An 18,324-nucleotide genomic window follows, 5' to 3' on the forward strand; every position below is an offset into this window, starting at 1 on the left:
AATGACAGCATCTTTGTGAGGTTGTGATGAACAAGTATTTGGCTTTGATCTTGTTGGGTGTTTTACAGATGTGTGTGGGCCAGTTGGCTTGGGCGGAATGCGACATAAACCCTTCGACGCTGACCTACAACGTTGGGGCTTTGTATATTCCCCAGGATGCGCCGGTTGGCTCGACCATTGGTATCCGGAAGTATTCAGTCAACAAAGGCGTAACCTGCACGACCTCCACACTCTTTACCGCGCAGGGAAATGTCTTGAGCGCGAAGGTCGGCAGTGTACCGGTGGCCGTTGGCAAGGGCCTGGGTGAGTCGGTGTACAGCACCAATATTCCGGGGGTAGGCGCCATAGTCAATTACGATGGTGGGGTCGGTTACTGGTGCCGCGTCGGCGATAGCACCTTTCCCATCAGCATTGAAAGCTGTGGTCCCGGAGGGTCTTGGGCGGTCGCGGGCATCAGCATCTTCCTGGTCAAGACCGGTCCAATTGGTGCGGGTAGTCATGACTTCAACGGACTGGAGATCTACTCCTTTGACATCAACAATGGCAGCGGTCCCGAGCGCTGGGCCACCGGCGTCTTGAATGGCAGCATCACCGTAGCCGGCTGTAGCCTGCCCCAGGAGACCGGCAACATCGTTGACGTGCCCATGGGCACCTGGGAGCGCAGAGTATTCAACGGTCCTGGCACCACCACCACTACCCAGAACTTCTCCATCACGTTGAATAACTGCCTGGCCGGCACTTACGTCTCGGGCCAGGCCTGGAACTACTTCCAGGGCAACAACGCCAATATCCGCCTTGAAGGCGTCCGCGGTTCGGCAATCGTTGACGCAGGGAATGGCGTGATGGGTCTCAACGCAGAATCGACCGCCAAGGGGGTTGCCGTACAAGTGCTCAAGCAAGATGGCACGCCGCTGCCATTGGGTGTGGATACCCCGGTAATGCCAGTACGCGACGGTGTTACCACCCTGCAGTTCGGGGCTCGTTATATTCAGACCGCCGGCAGCACCATTGGCCCTGAACCAGGCGTAGCCAACGCTACCGCGAATTTCACGATTACCTACAAGTAGTTCATCTGGTAAACCGCGCCGGACTGTGTCCGGCGCGGTTTTTTTGTGTCTGAAGCAGAAGATCCTTTGGGAAAATTCCTACAAAAACTCAGCCATTTTCCACGCTAATCCTAGAGGTCAATCCTCGAAAATGGGCGTATTCCTTTGTAGCCGAGTGAACCAAAATGCCTAGCCTGCCACTTCGTGTCCTGGTGCTTGAAGACCACCTGTTCCAGCGCTCCGTAGCGGTCAGCTTGCTGAAACAATTGGGCTGCGCCGAGGTACTGGAGGCCGGCAATGGTGTGGAAGCATTGACCCTCTTGCAAGCGGTTGGCTCTGTAGATGTAGTGTTGTGCGACCTGCAAATGGAAGGTATGGATGGCCTTGAGTTCATTCAGCGTGCTGGTACCGCCGGGCAACTGGGCGCCGTCTTGATCAGCAGTTGCATGCCAAGTGATGTGCGTCGCGCAGTGAGGCAGATGGGCTCACTGTTGGGGCTGAATATGCTCGGTGATGTTGCCAAGCCTTTGCACGCAGATATTTTGCGTCAGTTTCTAGAGGCGTATCTGAGCGGGCGGCGGTCCGCGCAGTCCATCCCGGCGTGTGTAGAGGAGGCGAGCGAAGAGCAGGTACGACATGCTTTTATCGATCAGCAACTGGAGCCCTATTATCAACCCAAATTCGATTTGCGGACCGGCGAGGTATTGGGGGTGGAAGTCCTAGCGCGCTGGAATCACCCCACCAAGGGCCTGCTCGCGCCCGCTGTGTTTCTGTCGACGGTTGAGCGTTGTGGCTTGATCGATGAACTGCTGTTCAGCCTGATGCGTCAGGCGCTGAGCTTGCAGTGGCAGATCAGGAGCCAGGGCGCGGCTCTGGACCTTGCGTTCAACCTTCAAGCGAGCCAACTTGCCAGTGTTGAGCTGACGTCGCAGATCAAGCGGATATTGGCGTCAAACCAGACTCCGGGCTCAAGCTTAACCTTCGAATTGACCGAGAGCGGATTACTCGAAGTACCGGCGATGTGCCTGGAAAACCTGATACGGCTGCGCATGATGGGGTGTCGCTTGTCGATCGATGATTTCGGTGCAGGCTTTTCCTCGTTGCAGCGCCTGTGTCAGTTACCGTTTAACGAAATCAAGCTCGACGCTGAGTTCGTCCGTGGCCTCAATGATGAGCCCCGTTGCCGAGCTGTGATCGGGAGCACCCTAGCCTTGGGGAGCACCCTGGGCATGTCCGTGGTAGTCGAGGGCATTGAAACCGCCGAGCAACATCGAGAGCTTTTGGAGCTTGGCTGCACCCAGGGTCAGGGTTACTGGCACGCCCGGCCAATGGACGGCGCCGACCTGCTACGTTGGCTACAGCGAACGGCGCAGGTCGCTAGGAGCCTCCCATGACCAATAAAGCCTTGCGTATCATGATTGCCGATCCGCAACACTTTCAACGTTTGCGGTTGGAGCGAGACTTCAACTACCAGGGCTACTACGCCATAGCACCTGTATCGAGCTTGGAAGAAATGCTAAATCTACTGGAGTACGGCGACAGCGTTTTCGACTTGGTAATGATAAATGCTAGCTTGGCGACAAGCTTTCGATTCAATCTGTTGGCGTTTTGTATGGACCATCCCTTGATCCGGCAAGCCTTTATCTACGACGTGCCGGAGCGGCGACTGGCGAAGCTGAGCACCGAGGTCAAGGGCCGGATTATCTTCAGCTCCGTGCAATTGCCCGAGGGTGTACCGATCAGACGCTTATTGCATACAGTCGATCCGTCGCCCCTGGATGGCACAGTTAGGCAATGACGATGAGACTCTAGCGATACTCAAAATTTCATCTACCCCATCGGTCAAAGCGTGGGCAACCGACAGGCAGCTTTTGGCCGAAACCAGCCCTTTAATTCCCATACCGGTCTACCATGGCCCCCCCGGCAGTGGTTCCACGCGCTACCGACCTCAATCTCAAGGTATCGCCCATGACCTCTTCACCCCGCATCACCCCATCCCGCACCTCATCCGAGGCATCCCAATGAGCATCGACCAAATCAGCCTCCCAAAAGGCGTAGGCCCTCACGCCATCAAGCTCCTCGACGCCATCACCGGTGCTGACACCAAAGAAGACCTCAACCGCGCAGGCGGGAAGGCTGAAGGTTTTGTATTGGGTCTGGAAAGCGCCAAGGCTATCAAAAGCCAAATCGCCGAGTCGCTGTATGTGGCATACGACGACGCGGCGAGTAATCGGTTGAGTGAGTTGAAGGGCTAGTCCCGCTGGACCGCGTTCGGCTTTAGCTTCGAGGTGTTTCGCGGTCCATCAGTGTGCGATCAGCAATTCGCTCAATTCGTTCAGTTGGCGGATGGTCAGTGCCGCATCGCGGTCTGTCCGGTCAGTTCGTCGGACAGCTTGAGCAGCAGGGCACCGACTGAGCAAACGGTTTCGTGTTTGTTGGCAATCAGAATTTCGCTGCTGACGCCGGAGAGTGCGCTGAAAAGGGCGGTCGTCTCTGGGACGGTATCGGTAGCGGGATTCAGGTCGTGATCAAGAAGGAAAAGAGGTCTGGTTTTTTAATCGAAAAAATAAGGCCCCTTTCTGTTCAGCGTGGTGCCGGGTTGTCCAGGCACATCAAGTCATTTCATTAACTGTCGGGCCAGGAAATATCATCAGAATTCAACCATGTTATCCGAGCTGATTTAACTCTCGGATTCTTTAAAAAATCTTCCACCGCTAACCATGCTACATCGGGCTTTAAAAATGAGCCTTCAGGTACGAACTGATCATCACCAAAATTCTTAACGACATTAATTTTATTCAGTGTACCCACTGAATAAAACTCAGCGCCTGTTCGTTCTCCGGATATTCGGATGTTGTATCTAACTGAAATACCTAACTCTTTATTCTCTATCACTGATAGCTCGGACTTGTCACCTTCGTCACTAATATAGCTAAACACTCCATCACCGGACCCTTTCTGCCACCTTGAAGATTGATAGTTCAAGAAGAACTCAGCATATGCCTGAGGATCTGGATCAATATCAACGTCATGATCAAGAAAGAAACATTTTAATTCAGGCATAACACGCTCGCTAAAATTGAGTTAGGCAACCATTACATACAGTCTTTTAGAAAAGACGTGAAGTGGTACTGACCACATCGATCAATGACATTTACGGCTTTGCCATTCACTCCAGCAGTTCTCCGCAACTATATCCGGATAGCCGCGTTCCCTTTCCATATCGAGCGCCACGCTGAATGGCAGGGTGATACAAACCGCCCGGTCCCGAATATCGCAGACCTCAGCCTCAGTAAGAGGTGAGCCCTTACTGTTCTCAGCAGCGGTGAGAACGGCTACGAGGGCTGGTACAAATACTAGGCATAGCGGATCAGCTTCCATGAATCACCTGTTGGGTTTCGACTTGGCCCATTACAACGAACCAGGCAGGGTTCAGCAATGGCTGAATGCACCGCACACCTCCCGCCGAGTCGCTGTATATGACATACGACGACGCGGCGAGTAATCGGTTGGGTGAGTTGAAGGGCTAGTCCCGCAGGGCCGCGTTGGGTTCTACGCCCGTGGTGTTTCGCGGTCCATCAGTTTGCCGATCAGCAGCACACTCAATTCGCTCAGTTGGTGTATGGCCAATGCCACGTCGCGGTCTTTGCCGGTCAGTTCGTCGGACAGGTCGAGCAGCAGGGCGCTGACGGAGGAAACGGTTTCGTAGCTGTTGGCGATCAGGATTTCGCTGCTGACGCCGGAGGTGACGCTGAAGAGGGCGGTTGTCTCTGGGACCGTCTCGGCATCAGTGCCGGGATTGAGGTAGTGATCAATGGCGCGCTGGGCAGCCTGGTGGAGTTTTTGATCCGGCTTGTTTGGCGGATTCGGCGTTATCTTGAACATATAAGTATTCCTGAGTCGGGCCGCCACCTCGTCGCTACTAAACGATAGGGTGGCAGCTGTGCGCAGGTTAGTAGACCGGTGAATACTTAAAGCCGGCGCGCCCGAGGGCGCCCTACGCACAGCCACCATCAAGCACAGACAAGACGTCTGGAAGATGAGGTTCATGCACGTAAGTATTCAAAGCAGGGCTACTAAACCCGATCACTGAGTTTTCAGCGACCGAGCAACCTTAGAGATGACCACCCAGGTGCACAAGCCGGCGGATTCTGACGCAAGCGTAGGCAAAGGAGCAAGGTGCTACGGCCTACGCAAATCTCCTTTATCCCGCAAATGGAACCGTTCAAACCGTGCTCCAACACTTCGGCGATGGCCGCGAACAATTGCCAGTCGGACGTTTCCGAAATCTGTATTTCCATAAAGTTTCGCCGAAAGGTACTTGTCGTAGAATGTGACAAAACCTGCGCAGCTTTCAAAGGAATGACCCCCTGGCAACGCGCGCAACGACCTGCCGTGCCCGTTATGGAAAACCTATGCGCTCTTATCGCCTGTTGTACGTGTTACTGGCCCTGATCCTCAGCGGCTGCAGCATTCCGTATCAAACACCCGAAGCCCGGCAGCAAATCGAGCACGACCTACAGATTGCCCCCGGTTCGGTGCGGGCCCTGAGCCAGACCAACTGGTGCTACTTGCCCTACGGCTCGGAGAATGGCGGCGATGGCCAGTGCCGTGCCACTCAGGGGCTGGGCGTTCTGGTGGACGATGGCTTGATTCTGAGCACCTATTCCGGTGGCCGTTATCAGCGCTTTATCACACTGCGTACCCGCGATGTGCTGTGCGTGAAAACCTTCCGCAGCCGTGAAGCCGCCGCGGCGTTTTTCGCGTTCACTCGGGCGGGGGCTGCTCAGATCATTCCGCTGACGGCCGAGGGGCAGTTCAACACGCCGGTGAAAATCCAGTTTCTGGATTACCTGCTCGGTGAGAACCAGCCGGGCGATCTGACCACCGACAAGACCTATGTGCGTGACACCGGCAAAAATGCCTACTCCGTCGGGATCATTCCAGGCACGAAAATTCCGTATGTGTCTGCGGTGGCGGCGACGGAAGTGTTCAATCCCTGTCCGGAAAAGTAGTCGCCGGCAGTAACCCTGCGCGTATGAATCACTATCAAGGAGAGCGACATGGCGGGTGGCGAGATTGGGTGTGGTTCGTTTCAGGGCAGCGACAAGTCGGGGTCGGCCTTTGAGGCGGTGCTGGACGCGCTGCCGTTGCAGGCGCGGGACTGGGTCGAGGCGGCCAGGCAGCAACTGGACTCGGCTGACGTTGTGCTGCTGGAGGTTGATCATGCGCAGGGCTTGCTTCCCTTTTTGAAGGACTACCAAACACGCTTGATCGCCGATATCGGCCACGATGATTGGGAGCGGGCCGCGCGGGATGAAGCGGCGTCGTTTGATGATGTGGCTGCCAAGTGGGGCGCGGGCAAGGGCTGGCGACTTTATTGTGTACGGGATCTGGTGCGTGCTTGTGAGCAGTCGGCGGTGGAGCAGCAGCCTGTTTACATCGCGTTCAGCTAGGGCATCTGTGGCGGGGCACGGAGCAAAGAAAAATACACTTTTTGCTGCGCGGGGCGTCCAACCCTGAAACCGCCGTCAAGGCTTTCATCTCCAGGCAGCTGCTCTCAGCTAAGGACCGATCATGGTGACGTTGTTTATTTTTCTTCTGGCCTGCGGTGCTGCTGCGAGCACCGGCATTATCTTCAAACCGGGCGACTGGTACGCCACCCTGGTCAAACCCAGCTTCACGCCACCCAACTGGCTGTTCCCGGTCGCCTGGACAATCATCTACCTGCTGCTGGCTTGGGCCGGCTACCGCCTGACCCTGATCCCCGGCAGCGAAATCGTGCTGGCTCTATGGGCTGCACAGATCGCGCTCAACACCCTGTGGACGCCCGTGTTCTTCGGTGCCCACCGGATTTTCGCCGGGATGGTGATCATCACGCTGCTGTGGCTGGTAGTGGCCGCCATGGTGCTGCTGACGGTGCGGCTGGATTTGATCACCGGGCTGATCCTGTTCCCGTACCTGGTGTGGCTCAGCGTTGCGTCTGCGTTGAATTTCTCCATCCTGCGCAATAACCGCTGAGCCTGGCGACGTGGGCAGAGGGCGGAAACATCATTGCCATGATGCCCACGCACACTGGCCAAGGTGAACATCTCTTTTAGAGATAGAGGGAATATCGAATTGGGAACTCACACACTGTGGCCTGCCAACGAACATGAACTGGCACAAATGCAGCGCTTTAACCAGAAGCTCGCCTGGATGCCGCGTTTTCGCATCCGCAACCGCGTGACGCCCCGGGTGATCCAGGCGCTGTTGCGCTCCAGCCAGATGGTGGCCGGCAACAAGTTGCTCAAGCATGGCCTGCAGGCTGAAAGCCGGCGGGTGGGCTCGGTGCCGGTGCGCATCATCCGGCCGAAGGGCAAGGCCAAAGGCGTGGTGCTGGATATCCATGGCGGCGGCTGGGTGATCGGCAATGCGCAGATGAATGACGACCTCAACGTGGCCATGGTGAATGCGTGCGAGGTGGCGGTGGTGTCGGTGGATTACCGGCTGGCGGTGAATACGCCGGTCGAAGGGATTCTGGAAGACTGTCTGGCCACGGCGCGCTGGTTGCTCGGGGACTGTGAAGAGTTCGCCGGCCTGCCGGTGATCGTTGTCGGCGAGTCTGCCGGGGGGCACCTGGCGGCGGCCACGCTGCTGGCGCTGAAGCAATCGCCCGAATTGCTGGCGCGGGTGAGCGGGGCGGTGCTGTATTACGGCGTCTACGATTTGACCGGTACACCGAGCGTGCGCACGGCGGGGCGGGAAACGCTGTTGCTGGACGGGCCGGGCATGGTGGAGGCGCTGCGTTTGCTGACGCCGGGCCTGAGTGACGAGCAGCGTCGGCAGCCGCCGTTGTCACCGTTGTATGGCGACCTTGCCGGGCTGCCGCCAGCGCTGATGTTTGTGGGGGAGCTGGACCCGTTGCTGGACGACACGCTGCAGATGGCCGAGCGGTGGGCGGGGTCCGAGGTGTTTTTGTTACCGCAGGCGGCTCATGGGTTTATTCATTTTCCGACGGCGATGTCGGGCCGCGTGCTGGCTTACAGCCGCGATTGGATCACGGGTCGTTTACGCTCGGTTGGTTGATATTGGATTTTTACAACAAGGCCACATGGAAAGATGAAAATAAGAAAGTCGTTCATCGCGTCGCTGGGGATTTTATCGCTGGTTCAAACATCACTGTCCTTTGCGGACAACGCTAACGGGAAAAACATTTATCTGCAGCGCTGCGCCATGTGCCACGGCGCGGATATCAAAGGCACGGGACCCTTGGCGAATAAAAGCAATCCGCCTACGCCTGACCTGACAACGGCTACTTTCAAAAAACGCTTGAGTGATTATCCGGGCGTTATCGTGTCGTCCGTCATTCTTCGTCCAAATGGCGACCTGATTCCCAGAACGTTGCGGGAGAACGGTGTGAGGTTGTCACCGTTCACCTGGAAAGTTCAGGACTTCCGCGACTTGAATCAGTACATGAGTGGAGTGATTTCAAAAAGCCGATGATGCTGCTCGTTCCCACGCTCTGCGTGGGAATGCATCCCGTGACGCTCCGCGTCACCAACAGCGGGACGCAGAGCGTCCCCGGCGGCATTCCCACGCGGAGCGTGGGAACGATCAGTCAGCAACCGCTCAACGCTACCTGCGGACGCTCACCTGCAAAGAAGAACGGCCGCAACCGCACGCCCACGCTATTGCCGATAAACGCCGCCACCAACCACACCCAGCCATGCAGGCTGCCCGAGGCAATCCCGCTGAAGTACGCGCCGATGTTGCAGCCGTACGCCAGTCGCGAGCCATAACCCAGCAGCAACCCACCGATCACAGCGGCGAACAGCGAGCGTGCCGGAATCTTCAGGCTTGGAGCGAAACGCCCGGCCAATCCCGCAGCCAACAGCGCACCGAGGATGATGCCGACGTCCATCACGCTGGTGACGTCTTCCCACACCGGCGCCGCCAGGGCCTTGGCATTGCCCGGCATTTGCCAGAACGCCCAGCTGCCTACGTCCACGCCCAACCCGCCGGCAACCTTGGCGCCCCACAGCGCGAACGCCGAAGTGATACCCCATGGCCGCCCGGCCAGTGCCAGGGTGGCGTAGTTGAGCAGGGCCAGGCCAATTGCGCCCCACACCAATGGCCATGGCCCGCGCAGGAAGCGGCGCAGGCCCTGGTGTTCGCTGGTGACGCCGGCTTCGAGTTGCCCGTGACGACCTTTTTCCAGGCGCACGGTGACTGCTGCGATGATGCTAAATACGGCCAGGCTCAGCAGCAAGGCCGGCACCACGCCGAAGCTTTTGACGATGGAAACCGCCGGGAACGAAGGCAGCGAGAACCACCAGTCGACGTGGTGAGTCGCGATCAACGAACCACAGATAAAGAAGAACAGCGTCACCAGCATGCGCGCATTACCGCCGCCCACGGTGAACAGGGTGCCGGACGCACAACCGCCGCCCAGCTGCATGCCGATGCCGAAAATGAATGCCCCGAACACCACCGAAACCCCGGCCGGTGCCACCAGCCCGACCACGGGCTGGCCGAACAGCGTGCCGGCCCCCAGCGCGGGGAAGAACAGCACCACGGCAATCGCCAGCATCACCATCTGAGCACGCAAGCCCGCGCCACGCCGGTCGGTGATGAACACTCGCCAGGCCGAGGTGAAGCCGAAAGCGGCGTGGTACAGCGTCAAACCCAGTGCGGCGCCGACCACCAGCAACAGCACTTGGCGCGAGCCGACGCTGTTTTGCAGGAAGATGGCGCCAAACAGCAGGATGACAAACGCGAGCAGGGGCGCGAGCGGCTTGCGCGCAGGGGTTGTAGAGAGGGAAAGGCTCATCGGGTATCTCGGTTCGTAGGCCGTGGGTTAAAGGCGAGGGTGCCGAGTATAAACCGCGCACCCTTCCACTGGCGTCTCGAATCCTCCAATGAGGGGTATTAGCCGAGGCGAACTGACAGCTCGACGTCGTCACCGATCGGCACTGACAGGTAGCCATTTGCCGGCGAACGCACCCGGGCCAGGTAGTCGGGGCAGTAGTCGGTGTTGTCGGCGATGATCAGCGCGCCAGGCTTGAGGCGGCTTTCCACCAGGTTCAGCACGTCGCCATACAGCGCCTTGGCGCCGTCGAGCAGCAGCAGGTCGACGCTGTCGGGCAGGCCGGTGGCCAGGGTAACCAGAGCATCGCCTTGGCGGATCTCCACGAGGTCGCTCACGCCGCCTTGCTCCAGGTGTTGCCGGGCGAGAGCGATCTTCGAGGGCTCGAACTCGCTGCTGATCAGCGTGCCGCCGCCGTTGTCCCGCAGGGCGGCCGCCAGGTGCAGGGTGGACAGGCCGAACGAAGTACCGAACTCGACGATGGCCTGCGCTTTGCTGCTGCGTGCGAGCATGTACAGCAGGGTGCCGGTGTCGCGGGAGACGGGCAACCACAGGTCTTTCAGCATGCCGTAGAGTGCCAGGTAGTCGGTCTTGCTGCGCATCAGGCGGTCGCGTTCTTCGTGGGTCACTGTGTTGATGACGGGGCTGGTGGCGGCATCGGCCTGTGTGTACAACCGTTCAATCAGGGCCGCCATCGGGGCCGAGGTAAGCGTATTCATGGGGATGTCCTGCTGCAGGTTGAGCGCCGTGAGGCGCCGGGCTAGTATGCGAATGATTCGTCGCATTTAAAGTATGCGAACAATTCGTCACATTCGCTATTCGCATTCCAACGGCAGCAGGAAGGCCCCATGACCGATCGCCAGACCTCGCAGATTTCCTCACGCAAAGAGCCCAAACAGGCGCGATCCACCGGGTTGGTGACGGCCATTCTCGAAGCGGCTATTCAGGTTTTGGCCAAGGAAGGCGCCAGCCGTTTCACCACCGCCCGTGTCGCGGAAAAGGCCGGTGTCAGCGTGGGGTCGGTGTACCAGTACTTTCCCAACAAGGCGGCCATCCTGTTTCGGCTGCAGACGGATGAGTGGCAGCAAACCTCGCAGATGCTCAGCCGCATTCTGCAGGACGTAAGCCAGCCGGCCCTTGAGCGGTTGCGGGCGTTGGTGCATGCGTTTATTCGTTCGGAATGTGAGGAGGCGCAGATGCGCGTCGCCCTGAGCGACGCCGCGCCGCTGTACCGTGATGCGCCCGAAGCCCATGAGGTTCGCGCAGAAGGGCAACAGATTTTCCAGGCGTTCATGCTGGAACTGCTGCCGCAGGTGCCTGAAGCCACCCGTGCCCTGGCCTGCGATTTGATCGCCACCACCTTCAGTTCAGTGGCAAAGGAATTCTCGGGAAGCCCGCGCACCGAGGCGCAAATCACCGCCTATGCGGACGCCATGGCGGATATGTTCGGTGCGTACGTGACGGTGCTGAACCAGACAACACGATGACCCGCAGGGCGGGCCATCGTTTGCAGCGCTTGCTTAGCGGCGGTTCAGCCACACGGTCTGCGCGTTGCAGAATTCCCGCACACCGAAGTGCGACAACTCCCGTCCAAAGCCGCTCTTTTTCACACCACCAAACGAGACCCGGGGATCGGACACGCTGTAGGCGTTGATAAAGATCCCGCCGGTTTCCAGTTGGTTGGCGATGCTGCGTGCCTTCTCTGGGTCGGTGGTGAACACACTGGCGGTCAGGCCGAACTCACTGTCGTTGGCCAGGGCCACGGCGTGGTCCGCATCGCGGGCGGTGATGATGGAGGCGACCGGCCCGAACAGTTCCTGTTTGAACGAGGTCATCTGGTCGGTGACGTTGGCCAGCACGGTGGGGGCGTAGTAGTTGCCCGCGCCTTCGACTTTGTTGCCGCCCAGCAGAAGGGTGGCGCCTTCGGCCAGGGTGGCCTGGACCTGGCCGTCGAGTTCGTCCCGCAGGTCGAAGCGGGCCATCGGCCCGATGTAGGTCTCGGTGGCGGTCGGGTCGCCCATCACCAGGTTGCGGCTGGCTTCGAGGAATTTGGCGGTGAAGGCTTCCACCACGCCTTCTTCGATGATCAGGCGCTTGGCGGCGGCGCACACCTGGCCGGAGTTCTGGAAACGGCCGATCAGGGCGGCTTGCACGGCTTCGTCGAGGTTTGCGTCGTTGAGCACAATGAACGGGTCGGAGCCGCCCAGCTCCAGTACGCATTTTTTCAGCGCGGCCCCGGCCTGGGAACCGATGGCCATGCCGGCGCGCACGCTGCCGGTGAGGGTCACGGCGGCGATGCGCGGGTCGGCGATGGCTTTGGACACGCCGTCCTGGGTGACGTTGATCACTTCGAACAGGCCATCGGCAAAGCCGGCGCGCTGGAAGGCTTGTTTCATCAGGTACGCGCTGCCCATTACGTTAGGCGCGTGCTTGAGCACGTAGGTGTTGCCGCTGAGCATGGTTGGCACCGCGCCGCGCAGCACTTGCCACACCGGGAAGTTCCACGGCATTACAGCGAGGATCGGGCCCAGCGGGCGGTATTCGATCTGGGCGGTGCCGTTGTCCACCAGGGTGGCTTCCGGGGCCAGCATGGCTGGGCCGTGGGCCGCATACCACTCAGCGAGTTGCGCGCATTTTTCGATTTCGCCACGGGCCTGGGCGATGGGTTTGCCCATTTCCAGGGTGATCATCTGGGCCATTTCTTCGGCCTGGTCGCGCAGGGTGCTGGCCAGGGCCAGCAGCAATTCGGCGCGCTGGGCGACGGGGGTATTGCGCCCGTTGCGGAAGGCGTTGATCGAGCGGGTGAGGGCGGCATCCAGCTGCGCCTCGGTTTCATACGGGTAGCTGGCGACCGTTTCACCGTTGGCGGGGTTGATCGACAACGCGTGGGTCTGGGAGGAAATGGAGTTCATGGCACCGTCCTGCGCAGTGAATGGGATGGAGGCCAGCGTACGGGGCTGTATCTTTTTCGGAAACTGAATAATATTAAGCAATACGTTCACGTTTGGAGAATGACTTGGATCTGGTCCAGCTGGAAATTTTCAAAGCCGTTGCCGAGCAAGGCAGCGTCAGCGCTGCCGCGCAATTGATCCATCGCGTGCCGTCGAACCTGACCACGCGGATCAAGCAATTGGAGCAAGACCTGGGCGTGGACTTGTTTATTCGCGAGAAGAGCCGGCTGCGGTTATCGCCGGCCGGGTGGAATTTCCTCGGGTATGCCCGGCGCATTCTGGATCTGGTGCAAGAGGCACGGGCGACGGTGGCGGGGGAGGAACCCCAGGGCGCGTTTGCGTTGGGCTCGCTGGAGAGTACGGCGGCGGTGCGCATCCCGGCATTGCTCGCGGCGTATAACCAGAAGCACGCCAAGGTCGAGCTGGACCTGACCACCGGGCCGTCCGGCACGATGATCGAGGGTGTGTTGTCGGGGCGGCTGGCAGCGGCGTTTGTCGATGGGCCGGTGTTGCACGCGACGCTGGAGGGCGTGGCGGTGTTCGAGGAGGAGATGGTGGTGATTGCGCCGTTGCATCACGCGCCGATCACCCGGGGGCGGGATGTGAGCGGGGAGAGCATCTACACGTTTCGTTCGAACTGTTCGTACCGGCATCACTTCGAGCGCTGGTTTTCACAGGATGGCGCGGTGCCGGGGAAGATCTTCGAGATGGAGTCGTACCACGGGATGCTCGCCTGTGTGAGTGCCGGTGCCGGGTTGGCGCTGATGCCGCGGAGCATGCTGGAGAGCATGCCGGGGTTTACGGCGGTGAGTGTGTGGCCGCTGACCGATACGTTCCGGATTCTGAATACCTGGCTGATCTGGCGCCGGGGTACGGTGTCGCAGAGTCTGAACAGTTTTGTGCAGTTGCTGGAAGAGCGTGGCCTGGCCCTGGCATCGTAGCCGTAGCAGCTGTCGAGCTACAGCGAGGCTGCGATGGCGTCGGCACAGCCGACATTTATGGTGCCTGACCCACCGCTATCGCGGCCTCGCTGAAGCTCGACGGCTCCCACATTTGATCTTTGTCAGCCGCCAAATTGCAGGGGGACTGCTTGCACCGAGTTGCATCAGCCACAAGAGAGCGGACTGAAGGCGGGAGTAGATCCCCTGTGGGAGCTGTCGAGCTTCAGCGAGGCTGCGATGGCGTCGGCACAGTCGATATTGAGGGTGCCTGACCCACCGCTATCGCGGCCTCGCTAAAGCTCGACGGCCCCCACATTTGATCTTTGTCAGCCGCCGAACTGGAAGGTGCCCATGGCCAGCTTGGCCATCAGGGCGCCGGCGCCCAGTTGCACCAGCCATAAGGCCAAACCACCGAGGAATACGCCGAGCGCGACTTGCAGCACCAGGCTTTTCTGGCGCTTGACGGGGGGTGGGCGCGGGGTGAAGTGGTCCAGTTCGTCGCGGTCGGCACGCAGGTCCAGGTCGTCGTTTCTCATAGGATACTCAAGGGGAAGGGACTGTCTTGCTGTCAGTCTAGGGGCAGCGGACTGAAAGCAGCGAATTTTTAGGGGCTGAACACCCGCTCTTGAAGGCAGACCACCCACCCTGTGGCGAGGGAGCTTGCTCCCGCTGGGCTGCGCAGCAGCCCCAATTCAGGCACCGCATTCATTCATAAAGTTCACGGTGGCAGGTTTTGGGGCCGCTTCGCATCCCAGCGGGAGCAAGCTCCCTCGCCACAGGGGGCGCGGTTTTCAGAATGAAAAAGGGGAAGCCATTGGCTTCCCCTTTTTTTGCATCACAACAGGCTTACAGCACCTGAACGATGGCCTTGGTCACTGCATCAATGTTTTTCTGGTTCAACGCCGCCACACAGATACGGCCGGTATCCAGCGCGTAGATACCAAACTCGTTGCGCAGGCGTGTCACTTGTTCAACGCTCAGGCCGGAGTAAGAGAACATCCCGCGCTGGCGACCGACGAAGCTGAAGTCGTGGCCCGGAGCAGCCTTGGCCAGGTCAGCCACCATCTGCTCGCGCATGCCGCGAATGCGCAGGCGCATTTCGGCCAGTTCCGCTTCCCACTGGGCGCGCAGCTCAGGGTTGTTCAGCACCGCCGCCACAATCGCCGCGCCGTGGGTCGGCGGGTTGGAGTAGTTGGTGCGGATCACACGCTTGACCTGGGACAGGATGCGCGCGCTTTCTTCCTTGGAGTCGGTGACGATGGACAGGGCGCCCACGCGCTCGCCGTACAGCGAGAACGACTTGGAGAACGAGCTGGACACAAAGAAAGTCAGGCCCGACTCGGCGAACAGGCGCACCGCAGCGGCGTCTTCGTCGATGCCGTCGCCAAAGCCCTGGTAGGCCATGTCGAGGAACGGCACGAGGTTTTTCGCCTTGACCACGTCCAGCACTTGTTGCCAGTCGGCCGGGCTCAGGTCGACGCCGGTCGGGTTGTGGCAGCAGGCGTGCAGCACGACGATGGACTGTGGCGGCAGGGCGTTGAGGTCTTCCAGCAGGCCGGCGCGGTTTACGTCGTGGGTGGCGGCGTCGTAGTAACGATAGGTTTGCACCGGGAAGCCGGCTTTTTCGAACAGCGCCTGGTGGTTTTCCCAGCTCGGGTCGCTGATGGCGACGACGGCGTTGGGCAGCAGTTGCTTGAGGAAGTCAGCGCCGATTTTCAGGGCGCCGGTGCCGCCGACCGCTTGGGCGGTGATGACGCGGCCGGAGCTGATCAGCGGCGATTGCGCGCCGAACAGCAGCTTTTGCACGGCCTGGTCGTAGGCGACAATACCGTCGATCGGCAAGTAGCCACGGGCGGCGTGTTGCGCCACGCGAATGGCTTCCGCTTCGGCAACGGCACGCAAGAGTGGAATCTTCCCCTCCTCGTTGCAGTAAACGCCCACGCCAAGGTTCACCTTGGTGGTTCGGGTATCGGCGTTGAATGCTTCGTTGAGGCCCAGGATTGGATCGCGTGGTGCCATTTCGACAGCGGAGAACAGGCTCATTTTTGCGGCAGCTCTATAGAGAGTGGAGGGACGTGTCGCGCTCCAGCCGAATGCACTAGAGCGGTGCACAAACGGGGAGCTAGTATAGAGGCCATCACTGCTCACGGCGACAGCCGAAACGGCTTTTCGGCCAAGTTTTTCGGTTTATTTACCGACCGTTAGTCTTATTGCAACATGGGTGACCAACGGCATGTAGGACGATTGCCTTGAAACCCGTCACATTCGCCTCCACTTCTACAGCTATCATGGTTTTTTCCTGCAACCTGCGCCGAACAGTCGCGGGTCGCGGTCTTTTTCGTCCCCGTTGCTGTTTCCGGCCCCGGGGTGACTCAAGAGGTACGTTATGTCGGATTTCCAGCTAGTCACCCGCTTCGAGCCCGCCGGCGATCAACCGGAAGCCATCCGCCTGATGGTCGAAGGCATTGAGGCCGGCCTCGCGCACCAGACCTTGCTCGGGGTGACCGGCTCCGGCAAGACTTTCAGCATCGCCAACGTGATCGCCCAGGTGAACCGCCCGACCCTGGTGCTGGCGCCGAACAAGACCCTGGCCGCGCAGTTGTATGGCGAGTTCAAGGCGTTCTTCCCGAACAACGCGGTGGAGTACTTCGTTTCCTACTACGACTACTACCAGCCGGAAGCCTACGTACCGTCGTCCGACACCTTTATCGAGAAAGACGCCTCGATCAACGACCACATCGAGCAGATGCGGCTCTCGGCGACCAAGGCGCTGCTGGAACGCAAGGACGCGATCATCGTCACCACGGTGTCGTGCATCTACGGCCTGGGCAGCCCGGAAACCTATTTGAAGATGGTGCTGCACGTCGACCGCGGCGACAAACTCGACCAGCGCGAACTGTTGCGTCGCCTGACGAGCCTGCAATACACCCGCAACGACATAGACTTCGCCCGGGCGAGCTTCCGCGTGCGCGGCGATGTGATCGACATCTACCCGGCGGAATCCGACCTGGAAGCGATCCGCATCGAGCTGTTCGACGATGAAGTCGAGAGCCTGTCGGCCTTCGACCCGTTGACCGGCGAGGTGATCCGCAAGCTGCCGCGCTTCACCTTCTACCCGAAAAGCCACTACGTGACCCCGCGCGAAACCCTGATGGGCGCCATCGAGGGCATCAAGGCTGAGCTGGTGGAGCGCCTGGAATACCTGCGCTCCAACAACAAGCTGGTGGAAGCCCAGCGCCTGGAGCAGCGCACCCGCTTCGACCTGGAGATGATCCTCGAGCTGGGCTACTGCAACGGCATCGAAAACTACTCGCGCTACCTCTCGGGCCGCGAGTCCGGGCAGGCGCCACCTACCTTGTTCGATTACCTGCCGGACGATGCCTTGCTGGTGATCGACGAGTCCCACGTCAGCGTGCCGCAGGTGGGCGCGATGTACAAAGGTGACCGTTCCCGTAAAGAGACCCTGGTGGAATACGGCTTCCGCCTGCCATCGGCGCTGGATAACCGGCCGATGCGTTTTGACGAGTTCGAAGGCATCAGCCCGCAGACGATTTTTGTCTCGGCCACGCCGGGTAACTACGAGGCCGAACATGCCGGGCGGGTAGTTGAGCAACTGGTGCGCCCGACCGGCCTGGTGGACCCGCAAATCGAAATCCGCCCGGCGTTGACCCAGGTGGATGACTTGCTCTCGGAAATCACCAAGCGCGTGGCCCTGGAAGAGCGGGTGCTGGTCACCACGCTGACCAAGCGCATGTCCGAAGACTTGACCGATTACCTGGCCGACCACGGCGTGCGCGTGCGCTATTTGCACTCGGACATCGACACCGTGGAGCGCGTGGAAATCATCCGCGACCTGCGCCTGGGCGCCTTCGATGTGCTGGTGGGGATCAACCTGCTGCGTGAAGGCCTGGATATGCCGGAAGTGTCCCTGGTGGCGATTCTGGATGCGGACAAGGAAGGCTTCCTGCGGTCTGAGCGTTCGTTGATCCAGACCATTGGCCGGGCGGCGCGCAACCTGAATGGCCGGGCGATTCTGTATGCGGACCGGATCACCGGTTCCATGGAACGGGCGATTGGCGAGACCGAGCGTCGTCGCGACAAGCAGATTGCCTACAACCTGGAACATGGCATCACGCCGAAGGGTGTGTTCAAGGACGTCGCCGACATCATGGAAGGCGCAACGGTGCCGGGCTCGCGCAGCAAGAAGCGCAAGGGCATGGCCAAGGCTGCGGAGGAGAATGCCAAGTACGAAGCGGAATTGCGTTCGCCGAGCGAGATCACCAAGCGTATTCGCCAGCTGGAAGAGAAGATGTACCAGTTGGCGCGGGATCTGGAGTTTGAAGCGGCGGCGCAGATGCGCGATGAGATCGGCAAGTTGCGGGAGCGGTTGCTGGCTGTGTGATGATCGTTCCCACGCTCTGCGTGGGAAAGCAGCCCGGGACGCTCTGCGTCCCAAGAGCGGACGCGGAGCGTCCAGTGAGGCATTCCCACGCAGAGCGTGGGAACGATCTTCAAGCTCTTTGTGGGGGGGGGGCCAG

20 protein-coding genes are annotated in these 18,324 nt (G+C 59.8%); 12 read left to right on the top strand and 8 right to left on the bottom strand.

The genetic code is table 11. The features are described 5' to 3' along the window. The first annotated feature begins 26 nt into the window (after positions 1-26). The 4 genes from AC3WKX_RS27785 to AC3WKX_RS27800 all read left to right on the top strand — a co-directional run bounded on the left by AC3WKX_RS27785 (position 27) and on the right by AC3WKX_RS27800 (position 3,301). Positions 27-1,067: a fimbrial protein gene (locus AC3WKX_RS27785; RefSeq protein WP_102605771.1), complete on the top strand. Its 1,041-nt coding sequence runs from the start codon at positions 27-29 to the stop codon at positions 1,065-1,067. Between the two features lie 164 nt (positions 1,068-1,231). Beyond that, positions 1,232-2,440, top strand: coding sequence for an EAL domain-containing response regulator (locus AC3WKX_RS27790; RefSeq protein ID WP_102605770.1), 1,209 nt, complete (start codon positions 1,232-1,234; stop codon positions 2,438-2,440). Continuing rightward, a complete protein-coding gene (locus AC3WKX_RS27795) occupies positions 2,437-2,844 on the top strand; it encodes a chemotaxis protein CheY (RefSeq protein ID WP_102605769.1) in 408 nt (135 codons plus the stop codon). Before AC3WKX_RS27790 ends, AC3WKX_RS27795 begins: the two co-directional genes overlap by 4 nt. A 223-nt stretch (positions 2,845-3,067) precedes the next feature. Beyond that, positions 3,068-3,301: a hypothetical protein gene (locus AC3WKX_RS27800; RefSeq protein ID WP_008438825.1), complete on the top strand. Its 234-nt coding sequence runs from the start codon at positions 3,068-3,070 to the stop codon at positions 3,299-3,301. A gap of 370 nt (positions 3,302-3,671) precedes the next feature. Here AC3WKX_RS27800 and AC3WKX_RS27805 read toward each other — a convergent pair whose 3' ends face one another. From AC3WKX_RS27805 to AC3WKX_RS27815, 3 genes are all read right to left on the bottom strand, one after another. After that, positions 3,672-4,109: a hypothetical protein gene (locus AC3WKX_RS27805; RefSeq protein ID WP_146013727.1), complete on the bottom strand. Its 438-nt coding sequence runs from the start codon at positions 4,107-4,109 to the stop codon at positions 3,672-3,674. Between the two features lie 81 nt (positions 4,110-4,190). Further along, the gene (locus AC3WKX_RS27810) at positions 4,191-4,427 is read right to left on the bottom strand and encodes a hypothetical protein (RefSeq protein WP_102605767.1); all 237 of its coding nucleotides are present in this window, start codon (positions 4,425-4,427) and stop codon (positions 4,191-4,193) included. Between the two features lie 171 nt (positions 4,428-4,598). Further along, positions 4,599-4,931, bottom strand: a complete 333-nt coding sequence (locus tag AC3WKX_RS27815; protein ID WP_102605766.1) for a DUF6124 family protein — start codon at positions 4,929-4,931, stop codon at positions 4,599-4,601. A gap of 530 nt (positions 4,932-5,461) precedes the next feature. On the opposite strand from AC3WKX_RS27815, the gene AC3WKX_RS27820 reads away from it, so the two are divergent. From AC3WKX_RS27820 to AC3WKX_RS27840, 5 genes are all read left to right on the top strand, one after another. Then, entirely contained in the window at positions 5,462-6,061 is a 600-nt protein-coding gene (locus AC3WKX_RS27820; RefSeq protein ID WP_008438818.1) for a hypothetical protein, read from the top strand. 48 nt (positions 6,062-6,109) lie between these two features. Then, on the top strand, positions 6,110-6,502 hold the full coding sequence (locus AC3WKX_RS27825; protein WP_008438809.1) for a hypothetical protein: 393 nt from the start codon (positions 6,110-6,112) through the stop codon (positions 6,500-6,502). Positions 6,503-6,626: 124 nt separating this feature from the next. After that, complete coding sequence (gene tspO, locus AC3WKX_RS27830) at positions 6,627-7,067, top strand: tryptophan-rich sensory protein TspO (protein WP_102605786.1); 441 nt, start codon at positions 6,627-6,629, stop codon at positions 7,065-7,067. Between the two features lie 147 nt (positions 7,068-7,214). Beyond that, positions 7,215-8,114: an alpha/beta hydrolase gene (locus AC3WKX_RS27835; protein WP_102605764.1), complete on the top strand. Its 900-nt coding sequence runs from the start codon at positions 7,215-7,217 to the stop codon at positions 8,112-8,114. A 33-nt stretch (positions 8,115-8,147) separates the two neighbouring features. After that, positions 8,148-8,531, top strand: coding sequence for a c-type cytochrome (locus tag AC3WKX_RS27840; protein ID WP_102368511.1), 384 nt, complete (start codon positions 8,148-8,150; stop codon positions 8,529-8,531). A gap of 115 nt (positions 8,532-8,646) precedes the next feature. Here AC3WKX_RS27840 and AC3WKX_RS27845 read toward each other — a convergent pair whose 3' ends face one another. Then, a complete protein-coding gene (locus AC3WKX_RS27845; RefSeq protein WP_102605763.1) occupies positions 8,647-9,858 on the bottom strand; it encodes a YeeE/YedE family protein in 1,212 nt (403 codons plus the stop codon). 98 nt (positions 9,859-9,956) lie between these two features. Next, a complete protein-coding gene (locus AC3WKX_RS27850; RefSeq protein WP_008438792.1) occupies positions 9,957-10,613 on the bottom strand; it encodes an O-methyltransferase in 657 nt (218 codons plus the stop codon). 129 nt (positions 10,614-10,742) lie between these two features. Here AC3WKX_RS27850 and AC3WKX_RS27855 point away from each other — a divergent pair, with 129 nt between their 5' ends. Continuing rightward, positions 10,743-11,381, top strand: coding sequence for a TetR/AcrR family transcriptional regulator (locus tag AC3WKX_RS27855; protein ID WP_102605762.1), 639 nt, complete (start codon positions 10,743-10,745; stop codon positions 11,379-11,381). Between the two features lie 33 nt (positions 11,382-11,414). Here AC3WKX_RS27855 and AC3WKX_RS27860 read toward each other — a convergent pair whose 3' ends face one another. Then, complete coding sequence (locus AC3WKX_RS27860) at positions 11,415-12,806, bottom strand: aldehyde dehydrogenase family protein (protein ID WP_102605761.1); 1,392 nt, start codon at positions 12,804-12,806, stop codon at positions 11,415-11,417. Positions 12,807-12,910: 104 nt separating this feature from the next. Here AC3WKX_RS27860 and ptrR point away from each other — a divergent pair, with 104 nt between their 5' ends. Further along, complete coding sequence (ptrR, locus tag AC3WKX_RS27865) at positions 12,911-13,786, top strand: putrescine utilization regulator PtrR (RefSeq protein ID WP_102605760.1); 876 nt, start codon at positions 12,911-12,913, stop codon at positions 13,784-13,786. 326 nt (positions 13,787-14,112) lie between these two features. Here ptrR and AC3WKX_RS27870 read toward each other — a convergent pair whose 3' ends face one another. Both AC3WKX_RS27870 and AC3WKX_RS27875 read right to left on the bottom strand, forming a co-directional pair. Further along, positions 14,113-14,322 carry a hypothetical protein gene (locus AC3WKX_RS27870; RefSeq protein ID WP_003214473.1) on the bottom strand — a complete coding sequence of 70 codons (210 nt, stop codon included), beginning with the start codon at positions 14,320-14,322 and terminating at the stop codon, positions 14,113-14,115. A 310-nt stretch (positions 14,323-14,632) separates the two neighbouring features. Beyond that, the gene (locus tag AC3WKX_RS27875) at positions 14,633-15,829 is read right to left on the bottom strand and encodes an amino acid aminotransferase (protein ID WP_008438775.1); all 1,197 of its coding nucleotides are present in this window, start codon (positions 15,827-15,829) and stop codon (positions 14,633-14,635) included. A 343-nt stretch (positions 15,830-16,172) separates the two neighbouring features. On the opposite strand from AC3WKX_RS27875, the gene uvrB reads away from it, so the two are divergent. Beyond that, positions 16,173-18,188, top strand: coding sequence for an excinuclease ABC subunit UvrB (gene uvrB / locus AC3WKX_RS27880; RefSeq protein WP_003214470.1), 2,016 nt, complete (start codon positions 16,173-16,175; stop codon positions 18,186-18,188). Positions 18,189-18,324: the final 136 nt, after the last annotated feature.

This window comes from Pseudomonas sp. GP01-A4, from assembly GCF_058780865.1.